29 protein-coding genes are annotated in these 26,527 nt (G+C 72.2%); 17 read left to right on the forward strand and 12 right to left on the reverse strand.

Annotated elements, in window-relative coordinates:
* Positions 1-195 precede the first annotated feature (195 nt).
* From ABZ318_RS03610 to ABZ318_RS03630, 5 genes are all read right to left on the reverse strand, one after another.
* Entirely contained in the window at positions 196-1,545 is a 1,350-nt protein-coding gene (locus ABZ318_RS03610; RefSeq protein WP_356900842.1) for a hypothetical protein, read from the reverse strand.
* Between the two features lie 134 nt (positions 1,546-1,679).
* Positions 1,680-2,147 carry a GNAT family N-acetyltransferase gene (locus tag ABZ318_RS03615; RefSeq protein WP_356900843.1) on the reverse strand — a complete coding sequence of 156 codons (468 nt, stop codon included), beginning with the start codon at positions 2,145-2,147 and terminating at the stop codon, positions 1,680-1,682.
* 56 nt (positions 2,148-2,203) lie between these two features.
* On the reverse strand, positions 2,204-2,557 hold the full coding sequence (locus tag ABZ318_RS03620) for a hypothetical protein (RefSeq protein ID WP_356900844.1): 354 nt from the start codon (positions 2,555-2,557) through the stop codon (positions 2,204-2,206).
* Between the two features lie 122 nt (positions 2,558-2,679).
* On the reverse strand, positions 2,680-3,351 hold the full coding sequence (locus tag ABZ318_RS03625) for a hypothetical protein (protein WP_356900845.1): 672 nt from the start codon (positions 3,349-3,351) through the stop codon (positions 2,680-2,682).
* 196 nt (positions 3,352-3,547) lie between these two features.
* Positions 3,548-4,306: a phosphoglyceromutase gene (locus tag ABZ318_RS03630; RefSeq protein WP_356900846.1), complete on the reverse strand. Its 759-nt coding sequence runs from the start codon at positions 4,304-4,306 to the stop codon at positions 3,548-3,550.
* A 125-nt stretch (positions 4,307-4,431) separates the two neighbouring features.
* Between ABZ318_RS03630 and ABZ318_RS03635 the strand changes: the two genes are divergently transcribed.
* On the forward strand, positions 4,432-5,775 hold the full coding sequence (locus ABZ318_RS03635) for an MFS transporter (protein ID WP_356900847.1): 1,344 nt from the start codon (positions 4,432-4,434) through the stop codon (positions 5,773-5,775).
* Here ABZ318_RS03635 and ABZ318_RS03640 read toward each other — a convergent pair.
* Entirely contained in the window at positions 5,765-6,697 is a 933-nt protein-coding gene (locus ABZ318_RS03640; protein WP_356900848.1) for an MBL fold metallo-hydrolase, read from the reverse strand. The two genes, ABZ318_RS03635 and ABZ318_RS03640, sit on opposite strands and share 11 nt — an antisense overlap.
* Before the next feature lie 107 nt (positions 6,698-6,804).
* On the opposite strand from ABZ318_RS03640, the gene ABZ318_RS03645 reads away from it, so the two are divergent.
* Entirely contained in the window at positions 6,805-7,767 is a 963-nt protein-coding gene (locus ABZ318_RS03645; protein ID WP_356900849.1) for an AraC family transcriptional regulator, read from the forward strand.
* Here ABZ318_RS03645 and ABZ318_RS03650 read toward each other — a convergent pair.
* On the reverse strand, positions 7,736-8,230 hold the full coding sequence (locus tag ABZ318_RS03650) for a YbjN domain-containing protein (protein WP_356900850.1): 495 nt from the start codon (positions 8,228-8,230) through the stop codon (positions 7,736-7,738). The two genes, ABZ318_RS03645 and ABZ318_RS03650, sit on opposite strands and share 32 nt — an antisense overlap.
* On the reverse strand, positions 8,223-9,590 hold the full coding sequence (gene mshA / locus ABZ318_RS03655; protein ID WP_356900851.1) for a D-inositol-3-phosphate glycosyltransferase: 1,368 nt from the start codon (positions 9,588-9,590) through the stop codon (positions 8,223-8,225). The genes ABZ318_RS03650 and mshA overlap by 8 nt, the downstream gene beginning before the upstream one ends.
* 248 nt (positions 9,591-9,838) lie before the next feature.
* On the opposite strand from mshA, the gene ABZ318_RS03660 reads away from it, so the two are divergent.
* The 3 genes from ABZ318_RS03660 to ABZ318_RS03670 all read left to right on the forward strand — a co-directional run bounded on the left by ABZ318_RS03660 (position 9,839) and on the right by ABZ318_RS03670 (position 13,555).
* Complete coding sequence (locus ABZ318_RS03660) at positions 9,839-10,633, forward strand: class I SAM-dependent methyltransferase (RefSeq protein ID WP_356900852.1); 795 nt, start codon at positions 9,839-9,841, stop codon at positions 10,631-10,633.
* 220 nt (positions 10,634-10,853) lie between these two features.
* A complete protein-coding gene (locus tag ABZ318_RS03665) occupies positions 10,854-11,903 on the forward strand; it encodes a C40 family peptidase (protein ID WP_356900853.1) in 1,050 nt (349 codons plus the stop codon).
* Positions 11,904-12,319: 416 nt separating this feature from the next.
* Positions 12,320-13,555, forward strand: coding sequence for a PP2C family protein-serine/threonine phosphatase (locus tag ABZ318_RS03670; RefSeq protein ID WP_356900854.1), 1,236 nt, complete (start codon positions 12,320-12,322; stop codon positions 13,553-13,555).
* Positions 13,556-13,590: 35 nt separating this feature from the next.
* Here ABZ318_RS03670 and ABZ318_RS03675 read toward each other — a convergent pair whose 3' ends face one another.
* From ABZ318_RS03675 to ABZ318_RS03685, 3 genes are all read right to left on the reverse strand, one after another.
* Positions 13,591-13,938 (reverse strand): DUF2516 family protein, encoded by a 348-nt coding sequence (locus ABZ318_RS03675; protein WP_030691188.1) that lies wholly within the window; start codon positions 13,936-13,938, stop codon positions 13,591-13,593.
* A gap of 90 nt (positions 13,939-14,028) precedes the next feature.
* Positions 14,029-14,607 carry a hypothetical protein gene (locus ABZ318_RS03680; RefSeq protein WP_356900855.1) on the reverse strand — a complete coding sequence of 193 codons (579 nt, stop codon included), beginning with the start codon at positions 14,605-14,607 and terminating at the stop codon, positions 14,029-14,031.
* A 37-nt stretch (positions 14,608-14,644) separates the two neighbouring features.
* On the reverse strand, positions 14,645-15,034 hold the full coding sequence (locus tag ABZ318_RS03685) for a helix-turn-helix transcriptional regulator (RefSeq protein WP_356900856.1): 390 nt from the start codon (positions 15,032-15,034) through the stop codon (positions 14,645-14,647).
* A gap of 195 nt (positions 15,035-15,229) precedes the next feature.
* On the opposite strand from ABZ318_RS03685, the gene ABZ318_RS03690 reads away from it, so the two are divergent.
* The 12 genes from ABZ318_RS03690 to ABZ318_RS03745 all read left to right on the forward strand — a co-directional run bounded on the left by ABZ318_RS03690 (position 15,230) and on the right by ABZ318_RS03745 (position 24,611).
* Positions 15,230-15,679 (forward strand): WXG100 family type VII secretion target, encoded by a 450-nt coding sequence (locus tag ABZ318_RS03690; protein ID WP_356900857.1) that lies wholly within the window; start codon positions 15,230-15,232, stop codon positions 15,677-15,679.
* A gap of 22 nt (positions 15,680-15,701) precedes the next feature.
* A complete protein-coding gene (locus ABZ318_RS03695; RefSeq protein WP_356900858.1) occupies positions 15,702-16,007 on the forward strand; it encodes a WXG100 family type VII secretion target in 306 nt (101 codons plus the stop codon).
* Entirely contained in the window at positions 16,007-17,713 is a 1,707-nt protein-coding gene (locus ABZ318_RS03700) for an RNase A-like domain-containing protein (protein ID WP_356900859.1), read from the forward strand. The genes ABZ318_RS03695 and ABZ318_RS03700 overlap by 1 nt, the downstream gene beginning before the upstream one ends.
* Before the next feature lie 8 nt (positions 17,714-17,721).
* Positions 17,722-18,303: a hypothetical protein gene (locus ABZ318_RS03705; protein ID WP_356900860.1), complete on the forward strand. Its 582-nt coding sequence runs from the start codon at positions 17,722-17,724 to the stop codon at positions 18,301-18,303.
* Positions 18,304-18,330: 27 nt separating this feature from the next.
* On the forward strand, positions 18,331-18,630 hold the full coding sequence (locus ABZ318_RS03710) for an RNase A-like domain-containing protein (protein WP_356900861.1): 300 nt from the start codon (positions 18,331-18,333) through the stop codon (positions 18,628-18,630).
* Between the two features lie 12 nt (positions 18,631-18,642).
* Entirely contained in the window at positions 18,643-19,317 is a 675-nt protein-coding gene (locus tag ABZ318_RS03715; RefSeq protein WP_356900862.1) for a contact-dependent growth inhibition system immunity protein, read from the forward strand.
* Positions 19,318-19,588: 271 nt separating this feature from the next.
* On the forward strand, positions 19,589-20,059 hold the full coding sequence (locus tag ABZ318_RS03720; RefSeq protein ID WP_356900863.1) for a helix-turn-helix transcriptional regulator: 471 nt from the start codon (positions 19,589-19,591) through the stop codon (positions 20,057-20,059).
* A gap of 10 nt (positions 20,060-20,069) precedes the next feature.
* A complete protein-coding gene (locus ABZ318_RS03725; RefSeq protein WP_356900864.1) occupies positions 20,070-20,489 on the forward strand; it encodes a VOC family protein in 420 nt (139 codons plus the stop codon).
* A gap of 167 nt (positions 20,490-20,656) precedes the next feature.
* The gene (locus ABZ318_RS03730) at positions 20,657-21,121 is read left to right on the forward strand and encodes a DinB family protein (protein ID WP_356900904.1); all 465 of its coding nucleotides are present in this window, start codon (positions 20,657-20,659) and stop codon (positions 21,119-21,121) included.
* Positions 21,122-21,601: 480 nt separating this feature from the next.
* Positions 21,602-22,087, forward strand: coding sequence for a MarR family winged helix-turn-helix transcriptional regulator (locus ABZ318_RS03735; RefSeq protein WP_356900865.1), 486 nt, complete (start codon positions 21,602-21,604; stop codon positions 22,085-22,087).
* An 89-nt stretch (positions 22,088-22,176) separates the two neighbouring features.
* Positions 22,177-23,622: an MFS transporter gene (locus ABZ318_RS03740; protein ID WP_356900866.1), complete on the forward strand. Its 1,446-nt coding sequence runs from the start codon at positions 22,177-22,179 to the stop codon at positions 23,620-23,622.
* A complete protein-coding gene (locus ABZ318_RS03745; protein ID WP_356900867.1) occupies positions 23,619-24,611 on the forward strand; it encodes a WYL domain-containing protein in 993 nt (330 codons plus the stop codon). Before ABZ318_RS03740 ends, ABZ318_RS03745 begins: the two co-directional genes overlap by 4 nt.
* Here the strand turns inward: ABZ318_RS03745 and ABZ318_RS03750 are convergent.
* Entirely contained in the window at positions 24,538-26,508 is a 1,971-nt protein-coding gene (locus ABZ318_RS03750) for an AAA family ATPase (RefSeq protein ID WP_356900868.1), read from the reverse strand. The two genes, ABZ318_RS03745 and ABZ318_RS03750, sit on opposite strands and share 74 nt — an antisense overlap.
* Between the last annotated feature and the right edge of the window lie 19 nt (positions 26,509-26,527).

Consider the following 26,527-nt stretch of genomic DNA (forward strand, 5'->3'; position numbering starts at 1 on the left):
AGCCCGCGAAGCTCCTGGCAGACACGGACGATCTTGGTCGAGAACCCGTCCACCAGGAGCTTCATCGTTGCACAGGACTGCCCAACTCGCCTTCCACACCGCTGGCTTGGAAAAGACTCACGGTGGAGAGCGGTGGTCCGCGGTGACGGGACTGATCCTCGGAACGGCCATCGCCGCTTCCCTTCCTCCCCGGCGCTATACGGCGAAGAGAAGTCGTTTGTGGTAGATGTTCGTGACGCCGTTGTGGTCGGCCGCCCAGAAGATCCAGTTTGCTTTGCCGGAGGCGACCACAGTAAAAGCGACGTTGGGGTATGGGTTAGCAAGGTACGGGGTGGAGTGGACTGGTGAAGTATCCAACTGCCGCGTCGCGCCCCACTTTCCGTTGACCGGATTGCTGCGCATCACCGCGAGGTCGCTCGTGAAGCTCCCAGTGCCGTCTTCGTCACCTACGGCCCAGAACAGCCAGATCGCTCCATCCTCGTCCTCCACAGCGTGCGGATTGAACCGGTTCGGACTGTGACCGTACTCGGTGGGTTCGTACGGCAGCTCGTGATCGTCCACGATGTCCAAGATGTCCAAGATCTCGCAGGAGCCCGACTGGAGGACGCAGGCCCACAGGGCGCTGCCGGTTACCTCGGTACTCCAGAACACCCACACGACACCGGTACGGGTACACAACACGAACGGCGTCCGGTAGCCAGTATGCACGCCGACGTGACCCGGGTAGGTGACATCCCCCGTCTCCGGATCGAACCTCAGGATTGTCAGGCCTTCGTGGCTTGGGAAGGCCGCCCAGACCTTGCCATCGGGGTCGACAGCTGCATGGAATTCGTGTTTGAAGGAGTCATTGATGATGGCGGACAGCTCGCGTCCCTCAGGGTCCTTCCAGGCGTTGGTGGTGTTTTTCCATCGGCGGTAGTACCAGCGTCGTGTCGTCGACCGATAGAAGAAGACGGTCGTCAGGTCGCCGGTCACCGTCAGGAACGGAGAGGTCTCGTCGACACCCGGGGTGGCCGCCACTGGAATTTCTGCCGCACTCGCGAGACCGCCCAGCGGCGCGCGTTTCATGACCACGTCCGCAGCGCCGACGGCCCCCGCCTGATAGGCGACCAGGAGCGGCCCGTCGGGCAGGAGGACCGCGTGCGGGTTCACGTGCGTGCCACCGGAGCTGATCTGCTGAGGAGCGGCGAAGCCGCCGTGGCCGTTGGCCAAGTCCATCCGGCTGGCGAAGATCTGGTCAGATCCCCCGCTCTGTTTACCGGACCAGACAGCCGTCAGGCCGCCACTTCCGTCGGCGAGGAAGGCGCGGCTCATCTCCTGGGGTGCCGGGGAGACTGCGACGGGGGTCTCGGGTGTGGTGGGAAGTTCTCCTCGCATCAGGGCGTTGATGGCTTCTCGCAGGCTGACTGGGGGTCGCCCTCCGCCTCGGCGGTACTCTGCCAGGTCAGTGCCCAGAACGTCCTCGACCAGACTCGCGGGCGGGATCAGCAGACGCCGCTCGCGGCGGTCGGTGACGTCGCTGGGCTGCACGAGTGTGTCGCCCATGCGGCGCTGGATGAAGGCAAGGGCGGTGTATGCGTGCGACGGGTCGAAGTCGGCGTCTCCGAGGCGGGGCAGCGCGTCGCCGGCCCGGGTCCGGACGACCCATTCGCGTTTGTACCGGGCGCACCCCGCCGCTCCTACATGTCGAGTACGCCGACGACCTGGCCGCCGCTGACCTCCCCGGTCGTACGGAACCCCAGCCGTTCGTAGAAGGCGCCGGGCCCGTCCTCGCCGGGCTCCCAGGTCACGTGGAGCAGCCGCTCGCCGCGCCGGCGCAGCTCGTCGCGTACGGCTTCGACGGCGAAGCGCCCGTACCCCTTGCCCTGGGCGTCGGCGGCGATGTTGAGCCGCCAGAGGCCGCTGCGCCGGTCGTCCGGGTCCCGCTCCTCGTTCCACGGGAGGTCGAGGAAGGCCATCAGGAAGCCGACGAGCTCGTCGCCGTCGAAGATCAGCCGCGGCCAGGCGTTCTCCCCGAAGGCGTAGGCCTCCGCGAGGGACTTCACGACGGGGGCGACGTTGCGCTCCTGATGGGGATGGACGCGCAGGTCGAGGGCGGCGTCGACATTGGCGGGGGTGACCCGCTCCAGGCGGAGTGACGTGCTCATGCGGTGGACGGTAACGAGTCGCCACTGTCTCCGCCCGCCAATATCGGGCAGGCCCGCTACGGCCGGAAGAACATCACCGAGCGCAGCTTCAGCCGCTCACTGGCCGGGCGGCCGTGGGGCCGGAGGGTCCAGGAGTCACCCGAGCAGTCGGTCCCCGTGAAGACCATCGCGTACTCGTCGGTGTCGTTGTGCGGCGCGAAGGCGGGCTCGGAGGCGTCCGGGTCGGCGGCCTCGGCGATCGTGATGCACTCGCCGCTCGCCGGGTCGTGCAGCGCGATCCACTCCTGGGCGCCGGTGATCCCGACGAACCGGTAGCTGAAGTCTCCGGTGGCTGCGTGGGCGGGGGAGGCCAGGGCGGCGGTGAGGGCGAGTGCGCCGCAGACGGCGGCGACGGAGTGGCGGAGACGCACGGGGTTCTCGTTTCGATGGAGACGACCAAGGTCGCCCCACCCCTAACCCCGCCCCCCACCCCATAAGCGGCACACCGCAGCCGGAAGGTTTCGCCCTCACTCGTCCGGCGCAAGGACGGGGTCTACGGGGTGAAGACCTCTTCGAGACGGTGGATCGCCCCGTCGTCCCCGGTCTCGTACCGGAAGACGAGCCCCGAGTCGGGGTGGGCGTTCACCCAGTCGATCAGCTCCTGCACACCGATCCGCTGGTTCTCGGCGCTGGCGACGATCGGGTTGGTGGCGGTGACGTACGCGGCCTGGTCGAGGGCCCAGCGGCTCTCCTCGCCGGTGACGACGAACGGCCCTCCGTCGGAGTCGGGCGACCCGCAGCCCCAGGCCCCGTGCTGGACGACGAGGTTCACCTTGCCGGTGCTGCCGTCGAGCTCCTCGATCCGGTAGAGGGCGAACTCGTCGGGGTCGACGTCGTCGGGCCCGGGCGTCGAGTCGACACAGCCGGCGGGGGCAGGCTTGGCGGTGGGCTTCGGCGCGGGCGCGGGCTTGGAGGTCTTCGGGGAGGCCGGCTTCTTCACGGCCGGAGCGACGGTCGGGGCGGCGGTCGGCGCGTCGGTGGGAGCGGCGGTCGGCGTGCCGCCCCCACCCGATCCGGCCGGTCCGGGAACGGAGGTGCTCGTGGCGGGCGCGCTCGGCGCGGCACCGCCGGCGGCGGCACCGCCCTGCTGACACCCGGTGAGCACGGCGGCAAGCGCACCGGCGGCGAGCGCGAGGGCAACGGGTCTGAGACGGTCGGCGTTCATCGGGAAGCCCCTCTTTCACGGGCGACCGCCCATACGGCCACCCCCTCGGCCGGAACGTAGCAACGCCCCCACCACCGCGAAAGCGCCGAACCCCGCCCTGTCACAGACCTGGTACGCCCACCGGACACCGCCCGAACAAGACGAAGCCCCCGCCCGCCGGAAACCGGCGGACAGGGGGCTCCTTGAGGCGCGAAGGCTACTTCTTGCCCTGGTTCTTGACGGCCTCGATGGCGGCCGCGGCGGCCTCCGGGTCGAGGTAGGTGCCGCCCGGGTTGAGGGGCTTGAAGTTCTCGTCCAGCTCGTAGGAGAGCGGGATGCCCGTCGGGATGTTGAGGCCCGCGATGTCGGCGTCCGAGATGCCGTCCAGGTGCTTCACCAGGGCGCGGAGGCTGTTGCCGTGGGCGGCGACCAGGACCGTGCGGCCGGCGAGGAGGTCCGGGACGATCGAGTCGTACCAGTAGGGGAGCATCCGCTCGACGACGTCCTTGAGGCACTCGGTCTGCGGGCGCAGCTCCGGCGGGATCGTCTGGTAGCGGGCGTCGTGGGCCTGCGAGTACTCGCTGTCGTCGGACAGGGCCGGCGGCGGGGTGTCGTACGAGCGGCGCCACAGCATGAACTGCTCCTCGCCGAACTCGGCGAGCGTCTGGGCCTTGTCCTTGCCCTGGAGGGCGCCGTAGTGGCGCTCGTTGAGGCGCCACGAGCGGCTGACCGGGATCCAGTGGCGGTCGGCGGACTCCAGCGCGAGCTGCGCGGTGCGGATGGCGCGCTTCTGGAGGGAGGTGTGCAGCACGTCGGGCAGCAGGCCGGCGTCCTTGAGCAGCTCGCCGCCGCGCGTCGCCTCCTTCTCGCCCTTGGCGGTGAGGTTCACGTCCACCCATCCGGTGAACAGGTTCTTCTCGTTCCACTCGCTCTCGCCGTGGCGGAGGAGGATCAGCTTGTACGGTGCGTCGGCCATGCGTACGAGCCTAATAGACCGCTGACGATTGACGCGCGTCGTCAATTCGCTGGCGTCCGACGTATGAGATGCGTAAGTTACGGGAGCTGGAAGCAGGGCTTACGTACAGCAGGGGGCCGCCACACATGTCCATCGATTCGCTCAGACGATCAGCCCGGGCGTCGGTCTCCGGCCTCCCGCAGGGCTTCTGGTGGCTCTGGCTGTCGACCCTGGTCAACCGGACCGGCGCCTTCGTCCTGACCTTCCTCTCCCTCTACCTGACCGTCGAGCTCGGACACTCCGCCTGGTTCGCCGGACTCGTCGTCGCCCTCCACGGCCTCGGCGGCGTGGCCGGATCCCCGCTCGGCGGCATGCTCACCGACCGCTGGGGCCGCCGGCCCACCATGGTCTCCATGCACCTCGCGGCCGCCGCCTGCGCCGCCGCCCTCGCCGTCGTCACCAGTGCCTGGAGCATCGCCCTCGTCGTGCTCCTCATGGGCGTCGCCACCCAGGCCGTCCGCCCCTCCATCAACGCGACCATCGCCGACATGGTCCCCGCCCACGACGTGCGCCGGGCGTACTCCCTCAACTACTGGGCCCTCAACCTCGGCTTCGCCATCGCCTCCATCGGCGGCGGCGCCGCCGCCTTCCTCGGCTACCGCACCCTCTTCGTCGTCGACGCCGTCGCCACCCTCCTCTGCGCCGTCATCGTCTTCCTCCGGCTTCCCGAGACCCGTCCCGAGGCCGCCGTCAGCGCCCAGGGCGAGCCGGTCGTCGAGGAGAAGGTCAGCATGCTCACCGTGCTGCGCGACGCGCCCTTCCGCACGCTCGTCCTCCTCAACCTCCTCGTCTGCCTCGTCTTCACCGCCCCGTGGATCGGCCTGCCGCTCACCATGGCGGGCCAGGGCCTCTCCCCCTCCTCGTACGGCGTCGTCATCGCCGTCAACGGCATCGTGATCGTCGGCTTCCAACTGCTCGTCAACAAGCTGACCGACAAGCGCTCGCCGGTCCTCCTGCTGACCCTCTCCGCCCTCCTCTTCGCCTTCGGCACCGGCGCCACCGCCCTCGCCGGCTCCCCCGTCGCCTTCGCCGCGACCGTGGTCGTCTGGACGGTCGGCGAGATGATCCACGTCCCGACGAACGCCGCCGCCACCGCCCTCCTCGCCCCCGAGCACGCCCGGGGCCGCTACCAGGGCGTGATGGGCATGTCCTGGGCCGTCGCCGGCTTCGTCGCCCCGATCGGCGCCGGCGCCATCGTCGACGGCCCCGGCCCCGACGTCCTGTGGGCCGCGACCACCGCGATCGGCGTCCTCGCCGCCGTCGGCTACTTCACCCGGCTGCGGAAGGCCCTCTCCGAAGAGTCCGAGAAGGCCGTCGCACCGGTCGCCCCCGCGACCGAGGACGCCGCACCTTCCGTCCTCGGCACCGAGGACGCCGCACCTTCCGTCCCCATGGCCGAGGGCGCCTCGTCCTCCTCCGTCAGCGCCTGAGTCGGTCCGTCTCGTAGGCCGCCCAGCCGGCCAGGGCGAACCCCGCCCCCTCCCTGCGCACTTCGGCGGCGCCCGCCCCGCCGAAGTGCGCGGGGACGACCAGCGCCCTCTCGTCCGCCGCCCGTTCGAGGATCCGGCGGCGGCTGGTCGCCGCCCCGGCCGCGTCCAGGCAGAAACAGCTGGCCCGCTCCGGGTCGAGGATCTGCACGGGGCTGTGGAGGAGGTCGCCGACGAAGACCGCGCGGTCGGTCCCGGAGGCCAGCCGCAGCACGGCGGAGCCGGGCGTGTGCCCCGGCGCGGACTCCAGGACGAGGTTCTCGTCGATGCGGTGGGACCCGTCCCAGAGCGTGATCAGACCGGCGTGGTGCACGGGCGCCACGCTGTCCTCGTAAATCAGCCGGTCCTCCTCCCGGAGGCCGCCGCCGTACGCGTTCCCCGGGCCGAAGTGGAAGTCGTCGGCGGCCGGGAGGAGGTACCGGGCGTTCGGGAACGTCGGCGTCCATTCCCCTGCCCCTTCCGAGTACCGCGTGTTCCAGCCGACGTGGTCCGCGTGCAGGTGGGTGTTGACGACGACGTCCACGTCCTCGGGCCTGATGCCCGCCCGCTCCAGACGGTCGAGGAAACCGTCCTGCCGCCGGTGGAAGTGCGGCGAGTGCGGCCGCTCCCGCCCGTCGCCGACCCCGGTGTCGACCAGGACCGTCCGTCCCCCGCTGCGCAGCACCCAGGTCTGCAGCGCCATGACCGCGCTGTCGCTCTCCGGCGCCCAGTGGTCCGGCGCCAGCCACTCCTCGTTGTCCTTCCACACCTCGGCCCCGGCCTCCGGGACCAGCGTGCGGGCGGGCGCGAACGGCCCCTGCCACTCGACGACCCGGATGACCTCGACGTCCCCCAGGACGATGCTCTGTGCGCTCTCGTTCGTCATGCGACCGACAGTAGGGAGGGGCTGTCGAGCCCCTCAATGCTCCAGTCGATCTCCTGGATGCGCGGGACGCTCACCGCGGCTGCCGACGCTTCGGTACGCTCCCGGCCATGGACGTGGTGAGCGACGCGATCTCGGCCGTACGCGTCGGACGGCCGTCCTCCGAGCGGGTGCGGGTCGGCGGACGCTGGTGCGCGCGGTTCGACCCGTACGACGGAGCCGGCTTCCACGTCGTCCTCCGGGGCGGCTGCTGGCTGCTGCCCGACGGCGGCGAACCGGTCGTGCTCGGCGCGGGCGACGCGGTACTGCTGCCGCACGGCACCGGACACGTCATCGCCGACGCGCCCGCCGACGCGGCGACCGTGGAACGGGCAGTGCCCTTCGACCGGTGGGCCGACGGGCGGCGGGCCGACGGGAGCCTTCCGCGCCCGCCCCGAACGGCCGACCACGGGCGCGAGGTCGAGATGCTCTGCGGCAAGTACCGGCTCGACCGCAGCCACACGCACCCCCTGCTCGCGGAGCTCCCGCCGCTCGTGCACCTGCCGGCCCGGCCCGACGGCGACCCCGGGCTCAGGGCCGCCCTCGCCCTCCTGGAGGGCGAGCTGGAGGAACAGCGGCCCGGCGCCTCGCTCGCGCTGCCCAGCCTGCTCGACCTGCTGTTCGTCTACATGGTCCGGTCCTGGATGGCCCGGAGCACGGCCGGAGCGTGGCCGGCGGTCCTGGGCGACCGGGTGGCGGCCGCCGCGCTCCGCGCACTGCACGCCGATCCGGCCGCGCCCTGGACGGTCGACCGTCTCGCGGCCGAGGCGGGCGTCTCCCGGCCCACCCTGGCCCGCCGCTTCACCGCCCTGGTGGGCCGGCCCCCGATGGCGTACCTCGCCTGGTGGCGGCTGACCCGTGCCGCCGCGCTGCTCCGGGACACCGGGGACCCGCTGGCCGCCGTCGCCCGCCGGGTGGGCTACGGCTCGCCGTACTCCCTGTCCCACGCCTTCCGCCGCGAGTTCGGCGTGACGCCGGGGCGGTACCGGACGGGGCGGGGCCTCAGCTCGCGGGCTTCTGGGTCAGGTTCTTGAAGGCGTCCAGGTTGCGGGTCGACTCGCCGCGGGAGACCCGCCACTCGTACTCCCGGCGGATCGCCGACGCGAAACCCAGCTCCAGGAGCGTGTTGAAGTCGCCGTCCGCCGCCTCCAGGACCGAGCCGAGCAGCCGGTCCAGCTCCTCCGGCGTGACGGCGGAGAGCGGGAGCTTGCCGGCGAGGTAGACGTCGCCGAGGCCGTCGACCGCGTAACCCACGCCGTACAGCCGGAGGTTGCGCTCCAGGAGCCAGCGGTGGACGCCCGCCTCGTTCTCGTCGGGGTGCCGGATGACGAAGGCGTTCAGGGAGAGGGAGTGGCGGCCCACCCGGAGCGACAGGGTGGTGAACAGCTTGCGCGTGCCCGGGAGCTTCACGACGTACGAGCCGGGCTCCGGGGACTCCCAGTCCAGCTCCGCGTCGTTGAACGTGTCCTCGATGATCCGCCGAACGTCCTCAGCCATGGTGCGAGCGTACGCGACGGCGGTTCTCGCGCAGCCGGTGGTCGTGCATGGCGGCCGTGTACACGTCCGCCGTGCCCGAGGCCGCCGTGTCCCAGCCGAAGGAGCCCGCGTGCAGCGCCGCCGCCTCCCCCATCCGGGCCGACAGCGACGGGTCCGCCACGAACCGGCCGAGCGCCCGGGCGTAGTCCGCCGGGTCGTGCCCCTGCACGAGGAAGCCGGTCACGTCGTCCCGTACGGCCACGGGCAGACCGCCGACCGCCGCCGCGACGACCGGGGTGCCGGCCGCCTGCGCCTCGATCGCGACCAGGCCGAAGGACTCGCTGTACGAGGGCATGACGAGGACGCTCGCCGCGCGGAACCAGTCGGCAAGCCGGTCCTGCCCCACCGGCGGGTGGAAGCGCACGACGTCCGAGATCCCGAGCTTGGCGGCCAGCTTCTGCAGCTGCTCCGGCTTGGCCAGGCCGCTGCCGCTCGGGCCGCCGACCACCGGGACGACCATGCGGGAGCGGAGGGAGGGGTCCTGCTCCAGGAGCCGGGCGGCGGCGCTGAGCAGGATGTCCGGGGCCTTCAGCGGCTGTATCCGGCCGGCGAAGACGGGGATGAACGCGTCCTGCGGCAGCCCGAGCCGGGCGCGGGCCGCGGCGCGCCCGTCGGCGGGGCGGAAGCGGTCGAGGTTGACGCCCGGGTGCACGACGGCGATCTTGCCGGGGTCGGCCTCGTAGAAGCGAGCGAGCTCGTCGGCCTCCTCGGCCGTGTTGGCGATGAGCCGGTCGGCGGCCGAGACGATCTGCGTCTCGCCGATCACCCGGGCCGCGGGCTCGGGCGTGTCGCCCTCGGCGAGCGCGGCGTTCTTGACCTTCGCCATGGTGTGCATGGCGTGGACGAGCGGGACGCCCCAGCGCTCGGCGGCGAGCCAGCCGACGTGGCCGGAGAGCCAGTAGTGGGAGTGCACCAGGTCGTAGTGGCCGGGGCGGTGGCCCGCCCACGCCTGCATCACGCCGTGCGTGAAGGCGCAGAGCTGCGCCGGCAGCTCCTCCTTGGCCAGGCCCTCGTACGGACCGGCGTCCACGTGCCGTACGAGCACGCCCGGCGTCAGCTCCACGACCGGCGGGAGGCCGCCGGTGGTGGCCCGGGTGAAGATCTCCACCTCGATGTCGATGGCGGCGAGTCGTTTCGCCAGCTCGACGATGTAGACGTTCATGCCGCCCGCGTCCCCCGTGCCGGGCTGGTGCAGCGGCGAGGTGTGGACGCTGAGCATGGCCACGCGCCGGGGGGTGCGGTGCCGGCCGGGGAGCCGGAGCCTGGTCGGCGCCGGGTGCCGGTGCCGGGTACCGGCGAACCGGGACACGTACTGGCTCACGTCGGCGGTCCTTCCGCTCGGGGGCCGCTCACGGGCCCCGGGGCTGAGCTGGGCTGAGCTGGGCGGGCATGGCAGGTGGAGGGCGGGGTACGTCCTCCAGCCGCGACAACACCGGAACGGCCCCTTTCATTTCCGGCAGAAGGGGTGCTTTGCCAATTCGTTGCCGGGGCCACCGTCCGGGACCGGCGGTCGTCGCCTGGGCCTCCGCCCGGCCCGGGCCCTTCCCCCGCACCCCTTACGCTCATGGCATGGCCCCGCGCACCACCCGCCCCGTCGGCACCCCGACCCGCGGGACCACCAACCCGAACCGGCTGCGCCGCATGGACCGCTGGATCGCCGCCGTCCACGGCCCCGCCCTGCGCCGCTTCCCCGAGCCGCCGCTCGCCGTGGACCTCGGATACGGGGCCGCCCCCTGGACCGCCGTGGAGCTCCTGGCCCGGCTGCGCACCGCCGAGCCCCGCACCCGGCTCTACGGCATCGAGATCGAACCGGCCAGGGTCCAGGCCGCGAGGCCGTACGAGCGGGAGGGGCTCTCCTTCCTGCACGGCGGCTTCGAGGTGCCGGTACCCGGCCGGGTCGCCCTGATCCGGGCGGCGAACGTGCTGCGCCAGTACGACGAGGACCAGGTCGCGGCCGTCTGGGCGAGGCTCTGCGGGCGGCTCGCGCCCGGTGGGCTGCTCGTGGAGGGGACCTGCGACGAGATCGGCCGCCGGCACGTGTGGGTGGCGCTCGACGCGGACGGGCCGCGCACCGTGACCTTCGCGACCCGGCTCGGTTCGCTCGACCGACCCTCGGACCTCGCGGAACGGCTGCCGAAGGCGCTGATCCACCGGAACGTGCCGGGCGAGCCGGTGCACGCCTTCCTGCGGGACTTCGACCGGGCGTGGGCGGCGGCCGCCCCGTACGCCTCGCTGGGCGCGCGGCAGCGGTGGATCCGCTCCGTCCGCGACCTCGCGGCGGACTGGCCGCTGACAGACGGCCCGCGCCGCTGGCGACAGGGCGAGGTGACGGTGCGCTGGGAGGCACTGGCGCCACGCGGGTGACGGGACGTCCGTGAGGCCTGCTCCCTCCTTCTCCCCCAACTCCCGCCGAATTTCCCGTACGGAGGGAACGCCACACGCGCCTCACTCGTCCCCCGTGAGGGGGATGGGCCCGACAGGCCCCGGTTTCCCCTGTCGCTTTCCGGTTTCGCATGGCACTATCGCCAGGTCGTCACCAAGTTACTGACGGTAAATCAGATTTGGGTCACTCGAGGGGGAGCTCGTGAACCGACGCCGCCACGCCACCGCCGCGATCACCGTGATCTGCGCCCTGACCGTGCTGGCCTCTCCCGCACTGACCCTCCAGGCCGCCGCCACGCCGCTCCCGCCCGCCCCTCCGAAGAAGAGCCTGGAGGAGGTGCGCGCGGAGATCGACGACCTGTACCGGAAGGCCGCCGTCGCCACCGACGCGTACAACCTCGCCGAGGAGAAGACGAAGGAGCAGTCCGCCGAGATCGTCCGGCTCGCCCGGATGATCGTGGACGGCCGCGAGAAGATCGAGGACCTCAAGGCCAAGGCCGGCGCCGCCGCCCGCGCCCAGTACCGCAACGGCGGGCTCCCGGAGGGCGCGCAGCTCGTCCTCACGAACGACCCGCAGCTCTTCCTCGACGCCGCCGGACGGCTCAAGGACGGCGCGAAGGCCACCCACGACCTCCTGGGCGAGATGACCCGCGCCCAGGCCGAGTTGGACACCTACGCCAAGGACGCCGGCACCAACTGGACCAAGCTGGAGGCCAACCGCGTCCGGCAGGCGAAGGCGAAGAAGGAGATCACCGACAAGATCGCCGCCGCCAAGAAGCTGGAGTCCGAGCTCGCCGCCGAGGAGCGCGAGCGGCTGCGGCTCCTGGAGGAGCAGGCCCAGAACCAGGCCCAGACGACCTGGCTCGGCACCGGCGTCCTCAAGGGCCTGCGGGAGGACACGACCGTGGAGGGCGGGAAGGCGGTCGAGTTCGCGACGGCCCAGATCGGCAAGCCGTACGTCTGGGGAGCCGAGGGACCGCGCTCGTACGACTGCTCCGGGCTGACCCAGCGCGCCTGGGGCGCGGCCGGCCGGGGCATCCCGCGCACCTCGCAGGAGCAGTGGCGGCTCCTTCCGCACGTGGACATCAGGGACATGCGGCCCGGCGACCTGATCGTCTACTTCAAGGACGCGAGCCACATCGGGATGTACGTCGGGAACGGGATGATCGTGCACGCGCCGCGCCCGGGACGGAACGTGACCCTCGCGGGCGCGGGCTCGATGGAGATCCTGGGAGTGGTCCGCCCTTCGTGACCCCCACCCTTCATGGCCTCTGCTCTTCGTGACCCCCGCTCTTCGTCACCGCCCGCCCTTCGTGACCCACCCCCGCGCCCTCTCCCGCGTGACACGAGCCACCTTCGTGGCCCGGCGGGCGTGACGGGGGCCACGCCCGGGGCGTGACGTTTCTCATGGGCCCGGGCCCCCGCGCGGCACCGCCCGGGGGCAAGTACCTCCCCTTCCGCGGCATATGCCAAGCACGGCACGCGCTCTCACAGGCTGATCACCATTCCGCTGCGCACCGCCCTACCGCTATGGTCCGGGACGGGCGGGACGCCACCCGGCGCCCTGCGCACCCTCGGGGGGAGGGAAGGAAAACCGGACCGATGCCCGTATCCGTACCGCGTCAGAGAAACGTCTCTGCCGCTGCGGGACCCGGCGACGCCACCCCAATGGACGCCACTCCCATGACAGGCACAGTCACAGGCACCGATCGCAGCGATCTCACTCTCCTGGTCGTCGAGGACGACCCGGCGGGTGCCCTCGCCGTGCCCGAACTGCTCGACGCGGCCGACGCCGCCGGCACCCGGGTCCGCATCCGTACCGCCCGGAACCTCACCGAGGCCGAGCGGCTCCTCACCGACGACGTCCACTGCGTCCTCGTCGACCTCTCCCTGCCCGGCCCCCGGGCCGCCGCAGGCGACGACCCGCTCGCCCCGCTGCGGCACATCCTGCGCCTCGCCCCGCGCCACGCCGTCCTCGCGCTCGCGGCCTCCGCCGACGCCGAGCTGGCGGCCGAGGCGGTACGCGTCGGGGCCCAGGACCACCTCTTCCGCGAGGAGCTCGACGGGCGGCTGCTCAGCCGGGCCATCCGCTACGCCGTCGAACGCAAGCGGGCCGACGCCGTCCAGGTGAAGCTGGCGGAATCCCGGCTCCGGGCCCAGGAGAACGCCCGCCTGGAGCGCGGACTGCTCCCCACGCCCCTCCTGGAGGGCTCCGACCTGCGGTTCGCCTCCCACTACCGGCCAGGCCGCTCCCGCGCCCTGCTCGGCGGCGACTTCTACGACACCGTCCGCACCCCCGACGGCACGGTCCACGCCATGATCGGCGACGTCTGCGGGCACGGCCCCGACGAGGCCGCGCTCGGCGTCGAGCTGCGGATCGCCTGGCGGGCCCTGACCTTCGCGGGCCTCTGCGGGGACGAGCTGCTCTCGACGATGCAGCAGGTCCTGGAGCACGAGCGGGAGAGCGACGAGATCTTCGCGACGCTCTGCACCGTCGACATCGCGCCCGACGGGCGCCGGGCCGGGCTCTGCCTGGCCGGCCACCCCTCGCCGCTGATCGCCCGGCAGGGGCGGGCCGCGCGCCTCCTCCCGTACGAGGACGGCGGCCCGGCCCTCGGGCTGCTGCCGCGCGCCCGCTGGCCGCGCCGGCAGGTCGAGCTGGGCGGGGCCTGGAGCCTGCTCATGTACACGGACGGGCTCATCGAGGGCCGCTCGGCGGGCCCCGGCTCCCCGCGGCTCGGCCAGGACGGGATGGTCGAGATGATCAACCGCCAGCTGGCCTCGGGCCTGCGCGGCGAGGAGCTCCTGGAGGCGGCCGTGACGGAGGTCCGGTCCCTGAACGGCGGCGAGCTGACGGACGACGTCGCCGTCCTGGCCCTGGAAAGGGACAGGACCCGGAGGTAGTGCCTCCGGGCCCTGTCGTCGCTCTTCCCGCCTGCCTACCGGCCGCCGTTGTAGGGGCCGTACGGTCCGTCGCTGCTGGAGCCGCCGCCCCGGCGGCCGCCCCGGCCCCCGCCGGAGACCTGCGCGAGCGCGGGGCGCACGTCCACCATGAAGACGATGGCGGCGATCAGCCCCGCGATCTGCAGGAACAGCATCGGCAGCAGCAGGTTCAGGACGAGGTTGATGCCCAGGATGATCAGCCAGAACTTCTTCGTCTGCTTGTCGGCGGCGCGGTAGGCGTCCTCGCGCGCCATGGCGGCGAAGACGAGCGCGGCGACGGCGAAGCCGGTGAAGACCAGGAAGATCACCAGGGAGAGAAGGGAGTCGAATCCCGCGCGCAACATGCTGAGCACCGCCTAGTGGGGATGGAAAGAGAGCGCCTCGCGGTCAAGGTACCCGGTACAACGCACCGGGTACCCCCATCGGTGCCCGCCCTACTCCTTCTCGGCGGCGACGGCCGCCTTCTTGGCGGAGGGCTTGCGGGCGGTGGTCTTCCGCGCGGGCGCCTTCCCGGCCTCGGGCCCGGCCTCGGCTTCCGCCGCGGGGGCCTCCGCCTCCTCGTCCGCCTTGGGCGCCGGCTCCGGCTCGACGACGACGGCGATCTCGGTGATCTCCTCGGCGACCTCGCCGCGCCAGGCCCGGACGGCCTCCTCGCCGTGCGCGGCGACCTCCTCGTACTTCTCGCGCGCCTTGACCGCGTACTCGGCGGCGACGCCGACCCCGCGCAGGGCCAGGTCCTGGGCGGTCTCGCCGAGCTTCTTGAGGTCGGTGTCGAGGCCGCCGACGACCTCGGCGAACTTCGACTGCACGGTGGCCTGGGCCTCCTTGGCCTGCGCGGCCACCTTCTCCTGCACGGCCTTCGGGTCGGTCTTCCGTACGGCGTCGATGCGCGCGGGCGCCTCGGCGGCGAGCTGCTCGATCAGGCCGGGAACCTTCTTGGCCTGCTGCACGGCGAGGTCGGCGGTGCCGGCGGCGAAGTAGAGGGGGGTACGCAGTTCGTCGATGATGGCCATGCTGGTGGTCCTCCCGGATGTGACGTACTGGGACGTACTAGCTCGATGGCGGCACGGCGTCCGTGTCGGCCGCGGCGGCGTCGGCGGCGTTCTCCTTGCGGAAGGAGTCGTAGATCTGGAGCAGCACCTGCTTCTGCCGCTCGTTGATCGAGGGATCGGCCAGGATGACGGCGCGCGTCTCCAGCTCCTCCCGCTCCTTCTCGTCGAGGATCCCGGCCCGTACGTAGAGCGTCTCGGCGGAGATCCGCAGCGCCTTCGCGACCTGCTGCAGGACCTCGGCGCTGGGCTTGCGCAGCCCGCGCTCGATCTGGCTGAGGTACGGATTCGACACCCCGGCGGCGTCGGCGAGCTGCCGCAGGGAGAGCTGCGCGGTCCGCCGCTGCTCGCGGAGGTACTCGCCGAGATTGCCGACGTTGAGCGATGCCATGCCCCGACCATGCCAGCCATTGCTAACTATTGCAAGCACGTGCTTGCAGGAGTCGCACTCGCGTCGCGCTCACCGATCCCGACCGATCGCCACCGCTCCGCCCCGCGGGCAGACGATAACCGCTGAGACGAGTCATACGCTTTTGCTAACGTCGGCAAGGCGATCACTCACTGACCACACCGGGGGGAGGACACCGTGAACGCTGCACCCCATACGGCGAGTTCGGCCGGCATAGCCGGTACGCCAGGTGCCGCAGCAGACCTTGCGGTTGACGGGAGCGAACTCAAGACACTCGCCGGGGACCTCGACACGATGCAGGAAGTCCTGGGGAAACAGCTCCTGCGCATGGACGAGATCGTCGACCGCATCGAGTCCCGCTGGCGCGGACCGGCCTCGGAGGCGTACCGGGTCAGGCACCGCGCGGCGGCGGAGGACGCCGTTCGCATCCGGGAGACGATGAAGATCCTGGCCGAGGCCATCCGCCTGAGCAAGGACGGGTTCTCGGCACAGGAGCTGGAAAACCTGCGGCAGTTCCGGCGCGCCCGGTCCCACACCGACATCCAGGCGGAGGCCGACGCCCTGTCCACGCCGAACACCGAACCCGCGCCGCCATCCGCACCGCGCAGTCGCATCGCCGACCTGTGACGACAACGAACGAGGGGGATTCATGCCGTCGGGCGACGACCACATATCCGTCGACTTCGCCATCCTGCAGGGCATGGCCGGGGACCTCGAAGAGATCCTCAAGACGCTCAACGAACAACTGGACCTGCTGTACCGGCGCGTCGAGAAGGTCGTCCTGACCTGGGACGGCGAGACCCGCCAGGCGTTCGTCGACCAGTTGGACAAGTGGGACCTGTCCGCGCAGGACCTCCAGGCCACCCAGGCGTGGCTGCACGACATCGTGGTGAACGGCCACATGGCCTACACCGCGGCCCACCGGGCCGTGCTGCGCGGCTGGGGGGCGGCCTGATGGCCGGGTCGGCACCGCCCTCCCCCGCGGCGAACGGCGGTTTCGACGTCCAGCCGGTGCACGTCCACCATGCGGCGGACCTGGTGAAGGAAGCCCAGTTCGCCCACGCCGAAAGGGCGTTCGCCCTGGTCGACGTCCTGAACCAGTACAACCAGTCCGCCGGCGCCGGCTGGGGCGCGGACGCGTTCGCGACCACGTACGCGGAGGTGGTCGAGAAGTTCCTCGACGCGTGGGGCCGCAGCGTGGTCAGCGCGGGCGGTGCCTCCATCGGCCTGAACCACACCGCCAACCACTATGTGCTGGCCGAATGGGAGGCGTCCGGCCGCGAGGGGGCGATGCCGCACCGGCAGCCGGAGCCGGTGGTCATCAACAAGCCTCCGCGCTACGGGCCGGTCAACCCCGTCAAATGGACCGGCACCGGCGAGGACGTCGACTCCTGGTGGATCACCGGTGCGGCCGGCGAGTTCCCCGACTTCCTCGCCGAGGTCGTCCGGCCCGCCATCGAGCACGGCCTCCGCCTGGGCAAGGTCCACGAGATCACCCCGGGCATCAGGGAGGACGAGACCCGGGCCATGGCCAAGGCGTGGCGGAAGCTCGGCTCCGAGGCCGTGAAGGCATCGGACGAGTTCAACGCGGCCATCGCCACCATCGCCAACCCGAAGGACAAGGGCGAGTGGCAGGCCGCCATGCGGATCTTCGGCCAGAGCATCTGGGGCGCCACGGCGTGGGGCAGGCAGCTGGACACGGACGGCAACCGGGTCGAGAAGGGCGGCCGCCAGTGGCGGCACAGCAAGGACGTCACCCCCGACCGCCGCCGCCCCATCATCGACGTGCTGAAGGAGAGCGCGGACAAGATCGCGGACGTCCTGGAGCACCTCTCCGACGTCGGCGAGAAGACCACCGAATTCAACGAGCGGGCCGCCATCAGCGCGGCGAAGGCCACGGCGGCGGAACTCACCGACCTCAGTCTGTCGAACCTCACCAAGCTGGCGGTCGGCGGAATCATGGGCCGGATCGTGCTCTCCTTCCGGAGCCACATGGACAAGGAGGGCGTGAACGCGGTCGTCGAGACGTACCACAAGGAGTTCGTCGACGCGGCGAACACACTCAACGCCCTCGTCTGGGAACTGGAATTCGCGGCCCAGAGCGCCCCGACCTACCAGGCGGAAATCGCCCGCGCCCAGGGCTTCGGCGCGCGCTCGCTCAACGAGTTCAAGAAGGAACACAGCTGGCAGATCGGCGACGAGAACCCCTCCCCGTACATGTACTCGCTGGACCTGGCGACGAACGAGGGCCTCGACGGCGGCCACACCCTGGACAAGCACGTCGGCAAGACCGACGAACAGCTCCTCCAGCGGATCAAGGACGAGCAGCGCGCGAACGGCAAGTTCGACATCCGGACATCCTCATCCTTCTCGGACATCAATTCGGCCCAGAAATACACCCAGTACTGCATTCGCGAGAACACCTCGGAGATTCAGGACTGGCTGAAGAACCCTCCCCCCAGTCAGACGACGAAGCCTTTCAGCGTGCCGTCGGTGCCGAACGAGGGGCCGCTCAACGCACCCACCGTGACCGGACGGACCGTAAAGGTGGAGAACGACCGGATCATGCCTCCCGAGGACGCGAGCGGCGTGGTTGTCAAGCTGAAGTACGACGCAAACCTGAATCCGCCGTTCGTCATCCTCACGTCGGCGCCCGAATAATGGAGAGAATGATGGAAGAGGGCCGGCAGGACCCGCACGACTGGTCGGATGCGCTGAAGCTGTACGAGCGGCTGTGCACATTCGTGGCAGTCGCTCCGCGCGAGCACGAGGAGTGGTGGCTCGACGTCGGGGCGATCATGCGCCTCGAAACACGGGATCCCCGGGGCTGGGAATCCATCGACCCCTACGAGGGCGAGGAGGAGCGCCGGGAAGACCCGCTGTTCCCGTGGCTGGAGACACCCTCCACACCCGCCGACGCGGAGCGGTACCGATCCATGGTGGGTGAGGTTCCCCGATCCTCGGTCAGGTCGCTGATCGTCCTGCTGGGAGTGCTCGGCCTGGACGTCGCCAAGACCTGGCGCTGGGAGGAACGCAGACCGGAGATGGAGCGTCGGGCCGACGTGCTCCTGTCGCGCTTCCCGGAGAGCACGCGCTTCTATTCCAACGTCGGCTGGAAGGGCGACCATCCTGACTTCTACGAGCAGGGCGTCCAAGGTGGATGGAACGGCTTCAGTCATTACGTCTACGACGCCGGACTGATCGCCGTGAACGACGACGAAGTCGCCGTGTTCTGGAACTTCCTCAACTGATCCGACCCGCCGACCGAGGAACACCCCATGCTCACCAGATCCGCGACCTACCCCGACCGGGAAACCGCCCAGTGGGCCGCCCAGCAGGTCGTCAACCGCAACGAGCAGGCCATCCACCGGTGGCTCGCCCAGGGCACCCGGCCCCGGCTGACCATCGAAGCCTCCTGGCCGTCCCGCGCGGAGCCGGTCGGGCGCGTGCTCATCCAGGCCATGGCGCTCGCCGGGCGTGGGGCCGTGGACGTGCGGGCCGCGCGGGTGGTGCTGCGGCGCGAACCGGCCAGTCCGCTCGGGTTCGTCGTGCACAGCACCTTCCCGATCTACGTGTGAAGGGACCGGCACATGTCCATGAAGCCCCTGGAGTTCGACCGGCGCTACGGCGAACTCGACCAGGTCATCAGCGCCTACGTCGGCCGGCCCGCCGACGACACCCCCGAGGCGCCCGGTGCCGCCCTGACGTCCTACCTCCGCCACACCTGGCACACCCGCCCCTGGGCCCTGGCTGCCGCCGAGCAGCAGCTCCGCACCTACGCCCAGAACCCGCCCGGCCGGCTCCGGCTGCGGCTCGGCGAGTTCTACCCGGTACCGGACGTCGGCCTGCCCGAGTCCGGGATCCAGGACTGGCTGGTCCTGCTCGCCGACCACATCGGGCGGAGCATCGAGGAGGGGCGGGTCCCGCCGCCCGCCGCCCTGCCGGAGACGCACTGGGAGTGGCACGCCCGCTTCCCCGAGCTCGGCCAGTTCCTCGGCGGCTGGTTCTCGCAGGACATGCCGGACGAGTTCGAAGACCACGACGCGGCCGTCCGCGACTACGCCTCGACGGCCCACCCGACGCTGGTCGCCCGGCTCGTCGGCGAACTGCGCGAGCTGCTCGCCCTCGGGCTCGACGAGGTCGACTACGCGCTCGGCGTGGCCGAGCTCGGCATGGAGGTCGACCCGCCCGCCCCGTACACGGCGAGCGCCTGGCTGCTCTCCGTCGCCGAGCGGCTGGCCGGGCCCCGCGCCGAGTACGCGTAGGACCTCCGTGACGTCAAGGAAGCCGAGGTCGAGCAGTAGATCGTGCGCTCCGCGCGAACCTGGTGCGTCGTCGGGCCACGACGCGACCACCGTGGCGGACCTCGACGGCCCCCGAGCACGTGCTGTCCACTGCGGGGAGCAGCAGGCCGACAGCACCTGAGCGTCCGTGCGGGGCACGAAGCGCACGGGGGCGCGAGCCTCGTCTCGCGCCCCCGGCGACGGCGATGCCGCGCGATGTCACGCCACGCGATGGGATGCGATGCTGGAGAGCGTGGACCTTGAGGACCTGAAACGACTGCGCCGCGCGCGGGACACGATGGACCGCGAGTACGCCTCGCCGCTGGACGTCCCGGCCCTGGCCAGGGTCGCCCTGATGTCGACCGGGCACTTCGCGCGCAGCTTCCGCACCGCGTTCGGCGAGACGCCGTACAGCTACCTCATGACCCGGCGCGTCGAGCGGGCGAAGGCGCTGCTGCGGCGGGGGGACCTGAGCGTCACCGAGGTCTGCTTCGAGGTGGGCTGTACGTCGCTCGGGTCGTTCAGCTCGCGCTTCACCGAACTGGTCGGCGAGACGCCGAGCGCGTACCGCGCGCGGAGCCACGACGCGCGGAGCCACGAGGAGGACGTCGCGATCCCCGCGTGCGTCGCCAAGGTGCTCACCCGGCCGGTGAAGAACGGCGGACCCGCGCGCGGCGCCGAGCCGGTCAGGAACGGAGAAGCGGGGCCGAGCGCCTCGCCGTAGCGTCGACGGCATGAACAACGACATCAAGCTCTCGCAGTGCTTCATCACCGTCGACGACGCCGACGAGGCGCTCGGTTTCTACCGCGACGCCCTGGGCCTGGAGGTCCGCAACGACGTCGGTTACCAGGGGATGCGCTGGGTGACCCTGGGCTCGCCCGAGCAGCCGGACGTGGCGGTCGTCCTGGAGACCCCGCTGCCCGACCCCGGCGCCTCGGAGGCCGACCGCGAGGCGGTCAAGGAGCTCCTCGCCAAGGGCCTGCTGCGCGGCGTCATCTTCTCCACCGAGGACGTCGACGCCACCTTCGAACGCGTCCGGGCGGCCGGCGGCGAGGTGCTCCAGGAGCCGGTCGACCAGCACTACGGCGTCCGCGACTGCGCCTTCCGCGACCCGGCCGGCAACATGATCCGCTTCGCCCAGCCCAAGGCCTGAACCTCCGCGCCGGGCCTTCCGCCGTGCCAGCATGTGCGGGAGGCCCAACAGGGAGGCAGGGGATGGCTGTTGACAACATTCCACGGCGGCGCTCGGACGTCCTCGACGAGACGGCCGTGCCGGGACCGGGGCGCTTCACGGGCCCGGCGACGGGTGACGAGCTGCCCATGCTCGCCGGGTTCCTCGCGGACCAGCGGGCGACCCTGGCACTGAAGTGCGCGGGCCTGGAGGATGAGTTGGCCCGCCGGTCCGTGGAGCCGTCCACCCTCTCCCTCCTCGGCCTGGTCCGGCACATGGCCGACGTCGAGCGCCACTGGTTCCGCGAGGTGCTCGCCGGGGAGGAGGACGCGGGCCCCCTCTTCTCCTCGCCGGACTCCCCCGACGGCGACTTCGACGGGGCCTCGGCCGACCCGGCGGCCGTCACGGAGGCCTGGGAGGCCTGGCGGGCGGCGGTGGCCTACTCCGACCGCTTCACGGCGGAGGCCCCGCACCTCGACGTCTCGGCCCAGGACGGCTGGCGCGGCGAGGTCTCCCTGCGCTGGGTCCTCATCCACATGATCGAGGAGTACGCCCGCCACAACGGCCACGCGGACCTCCTCCGCGAACGCATCGACGGCACGAGGGGGGTATAGCCCGGCCCGAACCGCGGCCGGCCACTCCACCAGGGCGGTACCCCGCCGCCCCGTTGCGGCCGCGCGCCCGCCGGGACGGTGCTCCCGCCCACCCCGTTGTGGGCAGTCGCTTCCGCCGGGGCGGTGCCCCCGCCCACCCCCGTTGTGGGCAACTGTTCCGCTGGGGCGGAACGGGTGGGCACAACGGAACGGCGCCCCTTGCCGGCGCCAGAGGCTCCCGCGCCTGAACCCGCACCGGATGCGCGCCGCACACGTGCTGCGGGTCCAGGCGCGGAACGCGGAGGCGCCGCTGAGCGCGCCGTCCCGTGTGCCCACCCTCCCCCAAGCTCTCGGCTTCGCTCGAGCAGGGGGGACCCCCTTCGCCCTGCGGGACGATTGCCCACACGGGAGGTGCGGGAGGGGTACCGCCCCGCCCCGCCCCCGGCACTCGTCCGCTTCGCGACCATCCGCAACGAATCGTTCCTCGCTACCCTGGCAGACATGACTTCCATGGCCCCCGCCCGCACCGAACCCGACCTCTCCTACCTCCTCGACCACACCAGCCACGTCCTGCGGACGCGGATGGCCGCTGCGCTCGGGGAGATCGGGCTCACCCCGCGCATGCACTGCGTGCTGGTGCACGCCCTGGAGGAGGAGCGGACACAGGCGCAGCTCGCCGAGATCGGGGACATGGACAAGACCACGATGGTGGTGACCGTCGACGCCCTGGAGAAGGCCGGGCTCGCCGAGCGCAGGCCGTCCACCACCGACCGCCGGGCGCGGATCATCGCCGTGACCGAGGCGGGGGCCGAGGTGGCCCGGCAGAGCCAGGAGATCGTCGACGGGGTCCACGAGAGCGCCCTCTCCGCCCTCCCCGACGACGAGCGCGAGGTCCTGCTGCGCGCCCTGAACCGGCTGGTCACCGGCCATCTGGAGACGCCCGTCGAGAGCCCGAGGCCCACCCGCCGCGCCCGCCAGCGCGCATGAGACCCGAACTCCTCCCGTAAAAAATAGTCTGTAACAAAACCTTCTGCTAACGTCTCTCCTGTCGCCTCCGACGAACAGGAGAGATCCCCATGCCCGCCACCACGCCCACCGCCCCCCGCCTCGCCCTCGGCGTCCTCGCCACCGGCATGCTGATGACCGTCCTCGACGGCAGCATCGTCACCGTGGCCATGCCCGCCATCCAGGGCGACCTCGGCTTCACCCCCGTCGGCCTCAGCTGGGTCGTCAACGCCTACCTGATCGCCTTCGGCTCGCTCCTCCTCCTCGCCGGCCGCCTCGGCGACCTCATCGGCCGGAAGCGCATGTTCCTCGCGGGCACCGGGATCTTCACCGCCGCCTCGCTCCTCGCCGGCGTCGCCACCTCCCCCGCCGTCCTCATCGCCGCCCGCTTCCTCCAGGGCGTCGGCAGCGCGATGGCGTCCGCCGTCGGCCTCGGCATCCTCGTCACCCTCTTCACCGAACCCCGCGAACGCGCCCGCGCCATCGCCGTGTTCAGCTTCACCGGCGCCGCCGGCGCCTCCCTCGGCCAGGTCCTCGGCGGTGTCCTCACCGACGCCCTCGCCTGGAACTGGATCTTCTTCATCAACCTGCCCATCGGCGCCGCCACCCTCCTCGTCGCCCTCCGCGCCCTCCCCGCCGACCGCAGCCTCGGGCTGAGGGCCGGCGCCGACGTCGTCGGCGCGCTGCTGGTGACCGCCGGACTCATGGCCGGCATCTACGCCGTCGTCAAGATCGAGGAGTACGGGGCCGGTTCAGCGCACACCCTCGGTTTCGGGGCCCTCGCCGTCGCCCTCCTCGCCGGCTTCCTGCTCCGCCAGGCGAAGGCCGCGAACCCGCTCATGCCGCTGCGGATCCTCCGCTCCCGCAACGTCGCCGGCGCGAACGCCGTCCAGATGCTGATGGTCGCCGCGCTCTTCTCCTTCCAGATCCTCGTCGCCCTCTACCTGCAGAAGGTCCTCGGGTACGGAGCCGCCGAGACCGGCTTCGCGATGCTGCCCGCCGCGATCGTCATCGGCGCCGTCTCGCTCGGCGTCTCGGCGCCCCTCATCGCCCGCTTCGGCGAGCGGAACGTCCTGCTCACCGGCCTCGTGCTGCTCGTCGGCGTCCTCGGCCTGCTGACCCGCGTCCCCGTCCACGCCTCGTACGCCACCGACCTGCTCCCCGTGATGCTGCTCGCCGCCGGCTTCGGCCTCGCGCTCCCCGCCCTCACCGCACTCGCCATGTCGGGCGCCGAGGAGGCGGACGCGGGCCTGGCCTCCGGGTTCTTCAACACCACCCAGCAGATCGGCATGGCCGTCGGCATCGCGGTCCTCTCCACCCTGGCCGCCGCCCGCACCGAGTCCCTCACGGCGACCGGCAAGTCCGACGCCGAGGCCTTGACGGGCGGTTACCACCTCGCCTTCGGCGTCGGCACCGGTCTCCTCCTCCTCGCCCTGGCCGTCGCCCTCACCGTCCTGCGCCCGACCGCCGCCGGGAGGGCCCGGCAGGAGACCGAGCGGATGACAATGGCCGCATGAGAGCCGACCGACTCGTCGCCGCCCTGCTCTTCCTCCAGACGCGGCGGCGGGTCACCGCCGCCGAACTCGCCGCCGAACTGGGCGTGTCCGAGCGCACGGCCCGCCGGGACCTCGAAGCGCTCGCGAGCGCCGGGATCCCGGTGTACTCGCAGGCGGGGCAGGGCGGCGGCTGGTCGCTCGTCGGCGGAGCCCGTACCGACCTGACCGGCCTGACCGCCCCGGAGATCCGCGAGCTGTTCCTGCTGACCGGGCCCGACGCCGACGCGAGCCCACAGACCCGGACCGCCCTGCGCAAGCTCGTACGGGCCCTCCCCGCCCCCCTCCGCGAGGGCGCCGAGGCCGCCGCCCGCGCCGGGATCGCCGACGGCACCGACTGGACGGGCGCGGAGACCGGGGAACCCCGACTGGCCGCGCTCCAGCGGGCCGTGGTCGACGCCCGCGAGCTGCGCATCGGGTACGCCCGCCCCGGCCGCGCGCCGCGCGAGCGGACCGTCCAGCCGCTGGGGATCGCCGCGAAGTCCGGGGTCCGCTACCTCCTCGCGGACACGGCGGACGGGCTGCGGGCCTTCCGCGTCGGCCGGGTCACCTCGGTGACCGAGACCGGTGCCCCCGCCGGGCGCCCCGAGGGCTTCGACCTCGCCACCGCCTGGCGCGCGCTCGCCGCCCGCATGGAGGAGCGGATGGTCGCCGCGACGGTCCGGGGCCGCGCCGCCCCGGGCACCGAGTCCGTCCTGGAGGGCCTGCTCGGCGGGCGCATACGGTACGGGGAGCACGGCCGGGACGGCTGGACGTCCTTCGAGGCCGACGGCCCCTCCCCCGAGGTGATCGCCGCCCGGCTTGCCGGACTCGGCGCCCGCGTGGAGCTCCTCGACCCGCCGGAGGCCCGTACCGCCCTGGCCCGGATCGCCGCCGAACTCACCGGGTTGTACGGAGGAACTCCGGCAGCTCCGCCTCGTGCACCAGCGCGAGGCGCGACACCGCCCGGGTGAGCACCACGTACAGCCGGTTCAGCCCGCGCGCCTCGGCCGCCGCGATCGCGGCCGGTTCGACGACCACGACGTGGTCGAACTCCAGGCCCTTGACGAGGGTCGCGGGCAGCACGCTCACCCGGTCCGGCGATCCGCAGTCACGCACCGCCCCGGCCACCGCGTCGACGAGGTGGTCGGCCGTGACGACCCCCACCGAGCCCTCCGCCGCGAGCGCGTCCCGCACGGCCTCGCGGGCCCCGGCGGCCAGGTCCGTCGTCCGGTGGACCGTCACCTCGCCGTCCCTGCGCACCGAACGCCCGGCGGGCACGTCGGCGCCGAGCCGCGGCAGGAGCCGGTTGGCGAGGTCGACGATCGCCGCCGGCACCCGGTAGCCGAGGGTCAGCGGCACGACGGGCGTCCCGGGCTTGCCCAGGTGCGCCAGCTGCTCGTCCCAGTCGCGGGCCGCCCACGGGGTGGTGCCCTGGGCGAGGTCCCCGAGGACGGTGAGCGAACCGAACTCGGTGCGGCGGGCGACGGCCCGGCACTGCATGGGCGAGAGGTCCTGGGCCTCGTCGACGACGACGTGCCCGTAGCTCTCGGGGCGTTCGATCAGGCCGGCGAGTTCGTCGAGGAGGACGAGGTCGGCGGCGGTCCAGCGCGCCGAGCGGTACGAGCGGGGCGGCCGCGCCCAGCGGATGGCCGCGAACTCCTCCCCGAACACCGCCGGGTCCGTCAGGACCTCCGCGAGGACCTCCTCCGGGCTCGTCCTCGGCCAGCACGCGTCGAGGAACGCCGTCACCGCCCGCGCCCGCTCGATCCGCCGCGCCCAGGCTGCGCCCCTCGGCCCCGAGCGGCGTTCGGCCCGGAGCTGGAGGGCCCGGACGACCCGGGCCCGGACCCGTTCGCGGCCGGTCGCGTAGGGCGGGGCCTCCGCCCGTACCGCTGCGACGATCGCGGCGAGCTCCGCCGCCGGGAGCCGCCAGTGGTACGAGCCGTCGGGGACGGCCAGGTCCTCCGCCGGGGCCGGGTCGACCCTGCCGTACAGCGCGCGGTGCAGCAGCTCCGCCGTGCGGGCGTCGTGCTTGATCCGGGCCGCCGCCTCGTCGTCCTCGGCGCGGACCGGGTGGCGGGCGATCTCCTCGTCGAGGGTGGCCTGCCGGATCCCGGTCTCGCCGAGCGAGGGCAGCACCTCGGCGATGTACGAGAGGAAGGCCCGGTGGGGGCCGAGGACGAGGAGGCCTGAGCGGCGGATCCGCTGCGGGTGCGTGTAGAGGAGGTACGCGGCCCGGTGCAGGCCCACGGCGGTCTTGCCGGTGCCGGGGGCGCCCTGCACGCACAGGGAGGCGGCCGGTTCGGAGCGTACGAGGTCGTCCTGTTCGGGCTGGATGGTGGCGGCGATGTCCCGCATGGGGCCGACGCGGGGGCGCTCGATCTCCCCGGTGAGAAGGGCGCTGACCGTCCCCGTCCCGCCGTCCGTGAGGCGTTCGTCCTCCAGGGCGGTCAGGTCCTCGGTCGCGCCCGCGCTGTTCGGGGCCCAGCCGAAGCGGCGGCGGCGCAGGACGCCCTGCGGGTCGTGCGCGCCGGCCTGGTAGTAGGCGCGGGAGACGGGCGCGCGCCAGTCGACGACGAGCGGCGGGGCGGCGGGGTGTTCGGCGATCCGGCGGCGGCCGATGTGGTGGATCTGGCCGTCCTCGCGGTCGAGGCGGCCGAAGAACAGCGGCCCCGGGGGCTGTTCGCCCATCTCCTTGGCGCGGCTGCGCAGGTGGCGGCCGAGCGCTTCGGCGTCGGCACCGGAGGCGGCGGTGTCCTCGCCGGTGACGACCTGCTCGGCGACGTCCTCGGTCATGCGGATCAGGGCGGCGCGGCAGGCGTCGTGGTGGGAGCGTTCGCGGGCGAGCTCAAGGTCCAGTGACATCATTCCGTCAAGACTAACGGAA

It is taken from the genome of Streptomyces sp. NPDC006197, from assembly GCF_040613865.1.
Taxonomy (GTDB): domain Bacteria; phylum Actinomycetota; class Actinomycetes; order Streptomycetales; family Streptomycetaceae; genus Streptomyces.

Coding starts and splice junctions, on each gene's coding strand:
- ABZ318_RS03695 (WP_356900858.1), top strand. CDS start 15,702: ATGCCGTCGGGCGACGACCACATATCCGTCGACTTCGCCATCCTGCAG.
- ABZ318_RS03645 (WP_356900849.1), top strand. CDS start 6,805: ATGGACGTGGTGAGCGACGCGATCTCGGCCGTACGCGTCGGACGGCCG.
- ABZ318_RS03610 (WP_356900842.1), bottom strand. CDS start 1,545: ATGGGCGACACACTCGTGCAGCCCAGCGACGTCACCGACCGCCGCGAG.
- ABZ318_RS03710 (WP_356900861.1), top strand. CDS start 18,331: ATGCTCACCAGATCCGCGACCTACCCCGACCGGGAAACCGCCCAGTGG.
- ABZ318_RS03750 (WP_356900868.1), bottom strand. CDS start 26,508: ATGATGTCACTGGACCTTGAGCTCGCCCGCGAACGCTCCCACCACGAC.
- ABZ318_RS03730 (WP_356900904.1), top strand. CDS start 20,657: ATGCTCGCCGGGTTCCTCGCGGACCAGCGGGCGACCCTGGCACTGAAG.
- ABZ318_RS03630 (WP_356900846.1), bottom strand. CDS start 4,306: ATGGCCGACGCACCGTACAAGCTGATCCTCCTCCGCCACGGCGAGAGC.
- ABZ318_RS03635 (WP_356900847.1), top strand. CDS start 4,432: ATGTCCATCGATTCGCTCAGACGATCAGCCCGGGCGTCGGTCTCCGGC.
- ABZ318_RS03685 (WP_356900856.1), bottom strand. CDS start 15,034: ATGGCATCGCTCAACGTCGGCAATCTCGGCGAGTACCTCCGCGAGCAG.
- ABZ318_RS03680 (WP_356900855.1), bottom strand. CDS start 14,607: ATGGCCATCATCGACGAACTGCGTACCCCCCTCTACTTCGCCGCCGGC.
- ABZ318_RS03700 (WP_356900859.1), top strand. CDS start 16,007: ATGGCCGGGTCGGCACCGCCCTCCCCCGCGGCGAACGGCGGTTTCGAC.
- ABZ318_RS03660 (WP_356900852.1), top strand. CDS start 9,839: ATGGCCCCGCGCACCACCCGCCCCGTCGGCACCCCGACCCGCGGGACC.
- ABZ318_RS03615 (WP_356900843.1), bottom strand. CDS start 2,147: ATGAGCACGTCACTCCGCCTGGAGCGGGTCACCCCCGCCAATGTCGAC.
- ABZ318_RS03625 (WP_356900845.1), bottom strand. CDS start 3,351: ATGAACGCCGACCGTCTCAGACCCGTTGCCCTCGCGCTCGCCGCCGGT.
- ABZ318_RS03705 (WP_356900860.1), top strand. CDS start 17,722: ATGATGGAAGAGGGCCGGCAGGACCCGCACGACTGGTCGGATGCGCTG.
- ABZ318_RS03740 (WP_356900866.1), top strand. CDS start 22,177: ATGCCCGCCACCACGCCCACCGCCCCCCGCCTCGCCCTCGGCGTCCTC.
- ABZ318_RS03640 (WP_356900848.1), bottom strand. CDS start 6,697: ATGACGAACGAGAGCGCACAGAGCATCGTCCTGGGGGACGTCGAGGTC.
- ABZ318_RS03650 (WP_356900850.1), bottom strand. CDS start 8,230: ATGGCTGAGGACGTTCGGCGGATCATCGAGGACACGTTCAACGACGCG.
- ABZ318_RS03725 (WP_356900864.1), top strand. CDS start 20,070: ATGAACAACGACATCAAGCTCTCGCAGTGCTTCATCACCGTCGACGAC.
- ABZ318_RS03670 (WP_356900854.1), top strand. CDS start 12,320: ATGGACGCCACTCCCATGACAGGCACAGTCACAGGCACCGATCGCAGC.
- ABZ318_RS03675 (WP_030691188.1), bottom strand. CDS start 13,938: ATGTTGCGCGCGGGATTCGACTCCCTTCTCTCCCTGGTGATCTTCCTG.
- ABZ318_RS03735 (WP_356900865.1), top strand. CDS start 21,602: ATGACTTCCATGGCCCCCGCCCGCACCGAACCCGACCTCTCCTACCTC.
- ABZ318_RS03715 (WP_356900862.1), top strand. CDS start 18,643: ATGTCCATGAAGCCCCTGGAGTTCGACCGGCGCTACGGCGAACTCGAC.
- ABZ318_RS03745 (WP_356900867.1), top strand. CDS start 23,619: ATGAGAGCCGACCGACTCGTCGCCGCCCTGCTCTTCCTCCAGACGCGG.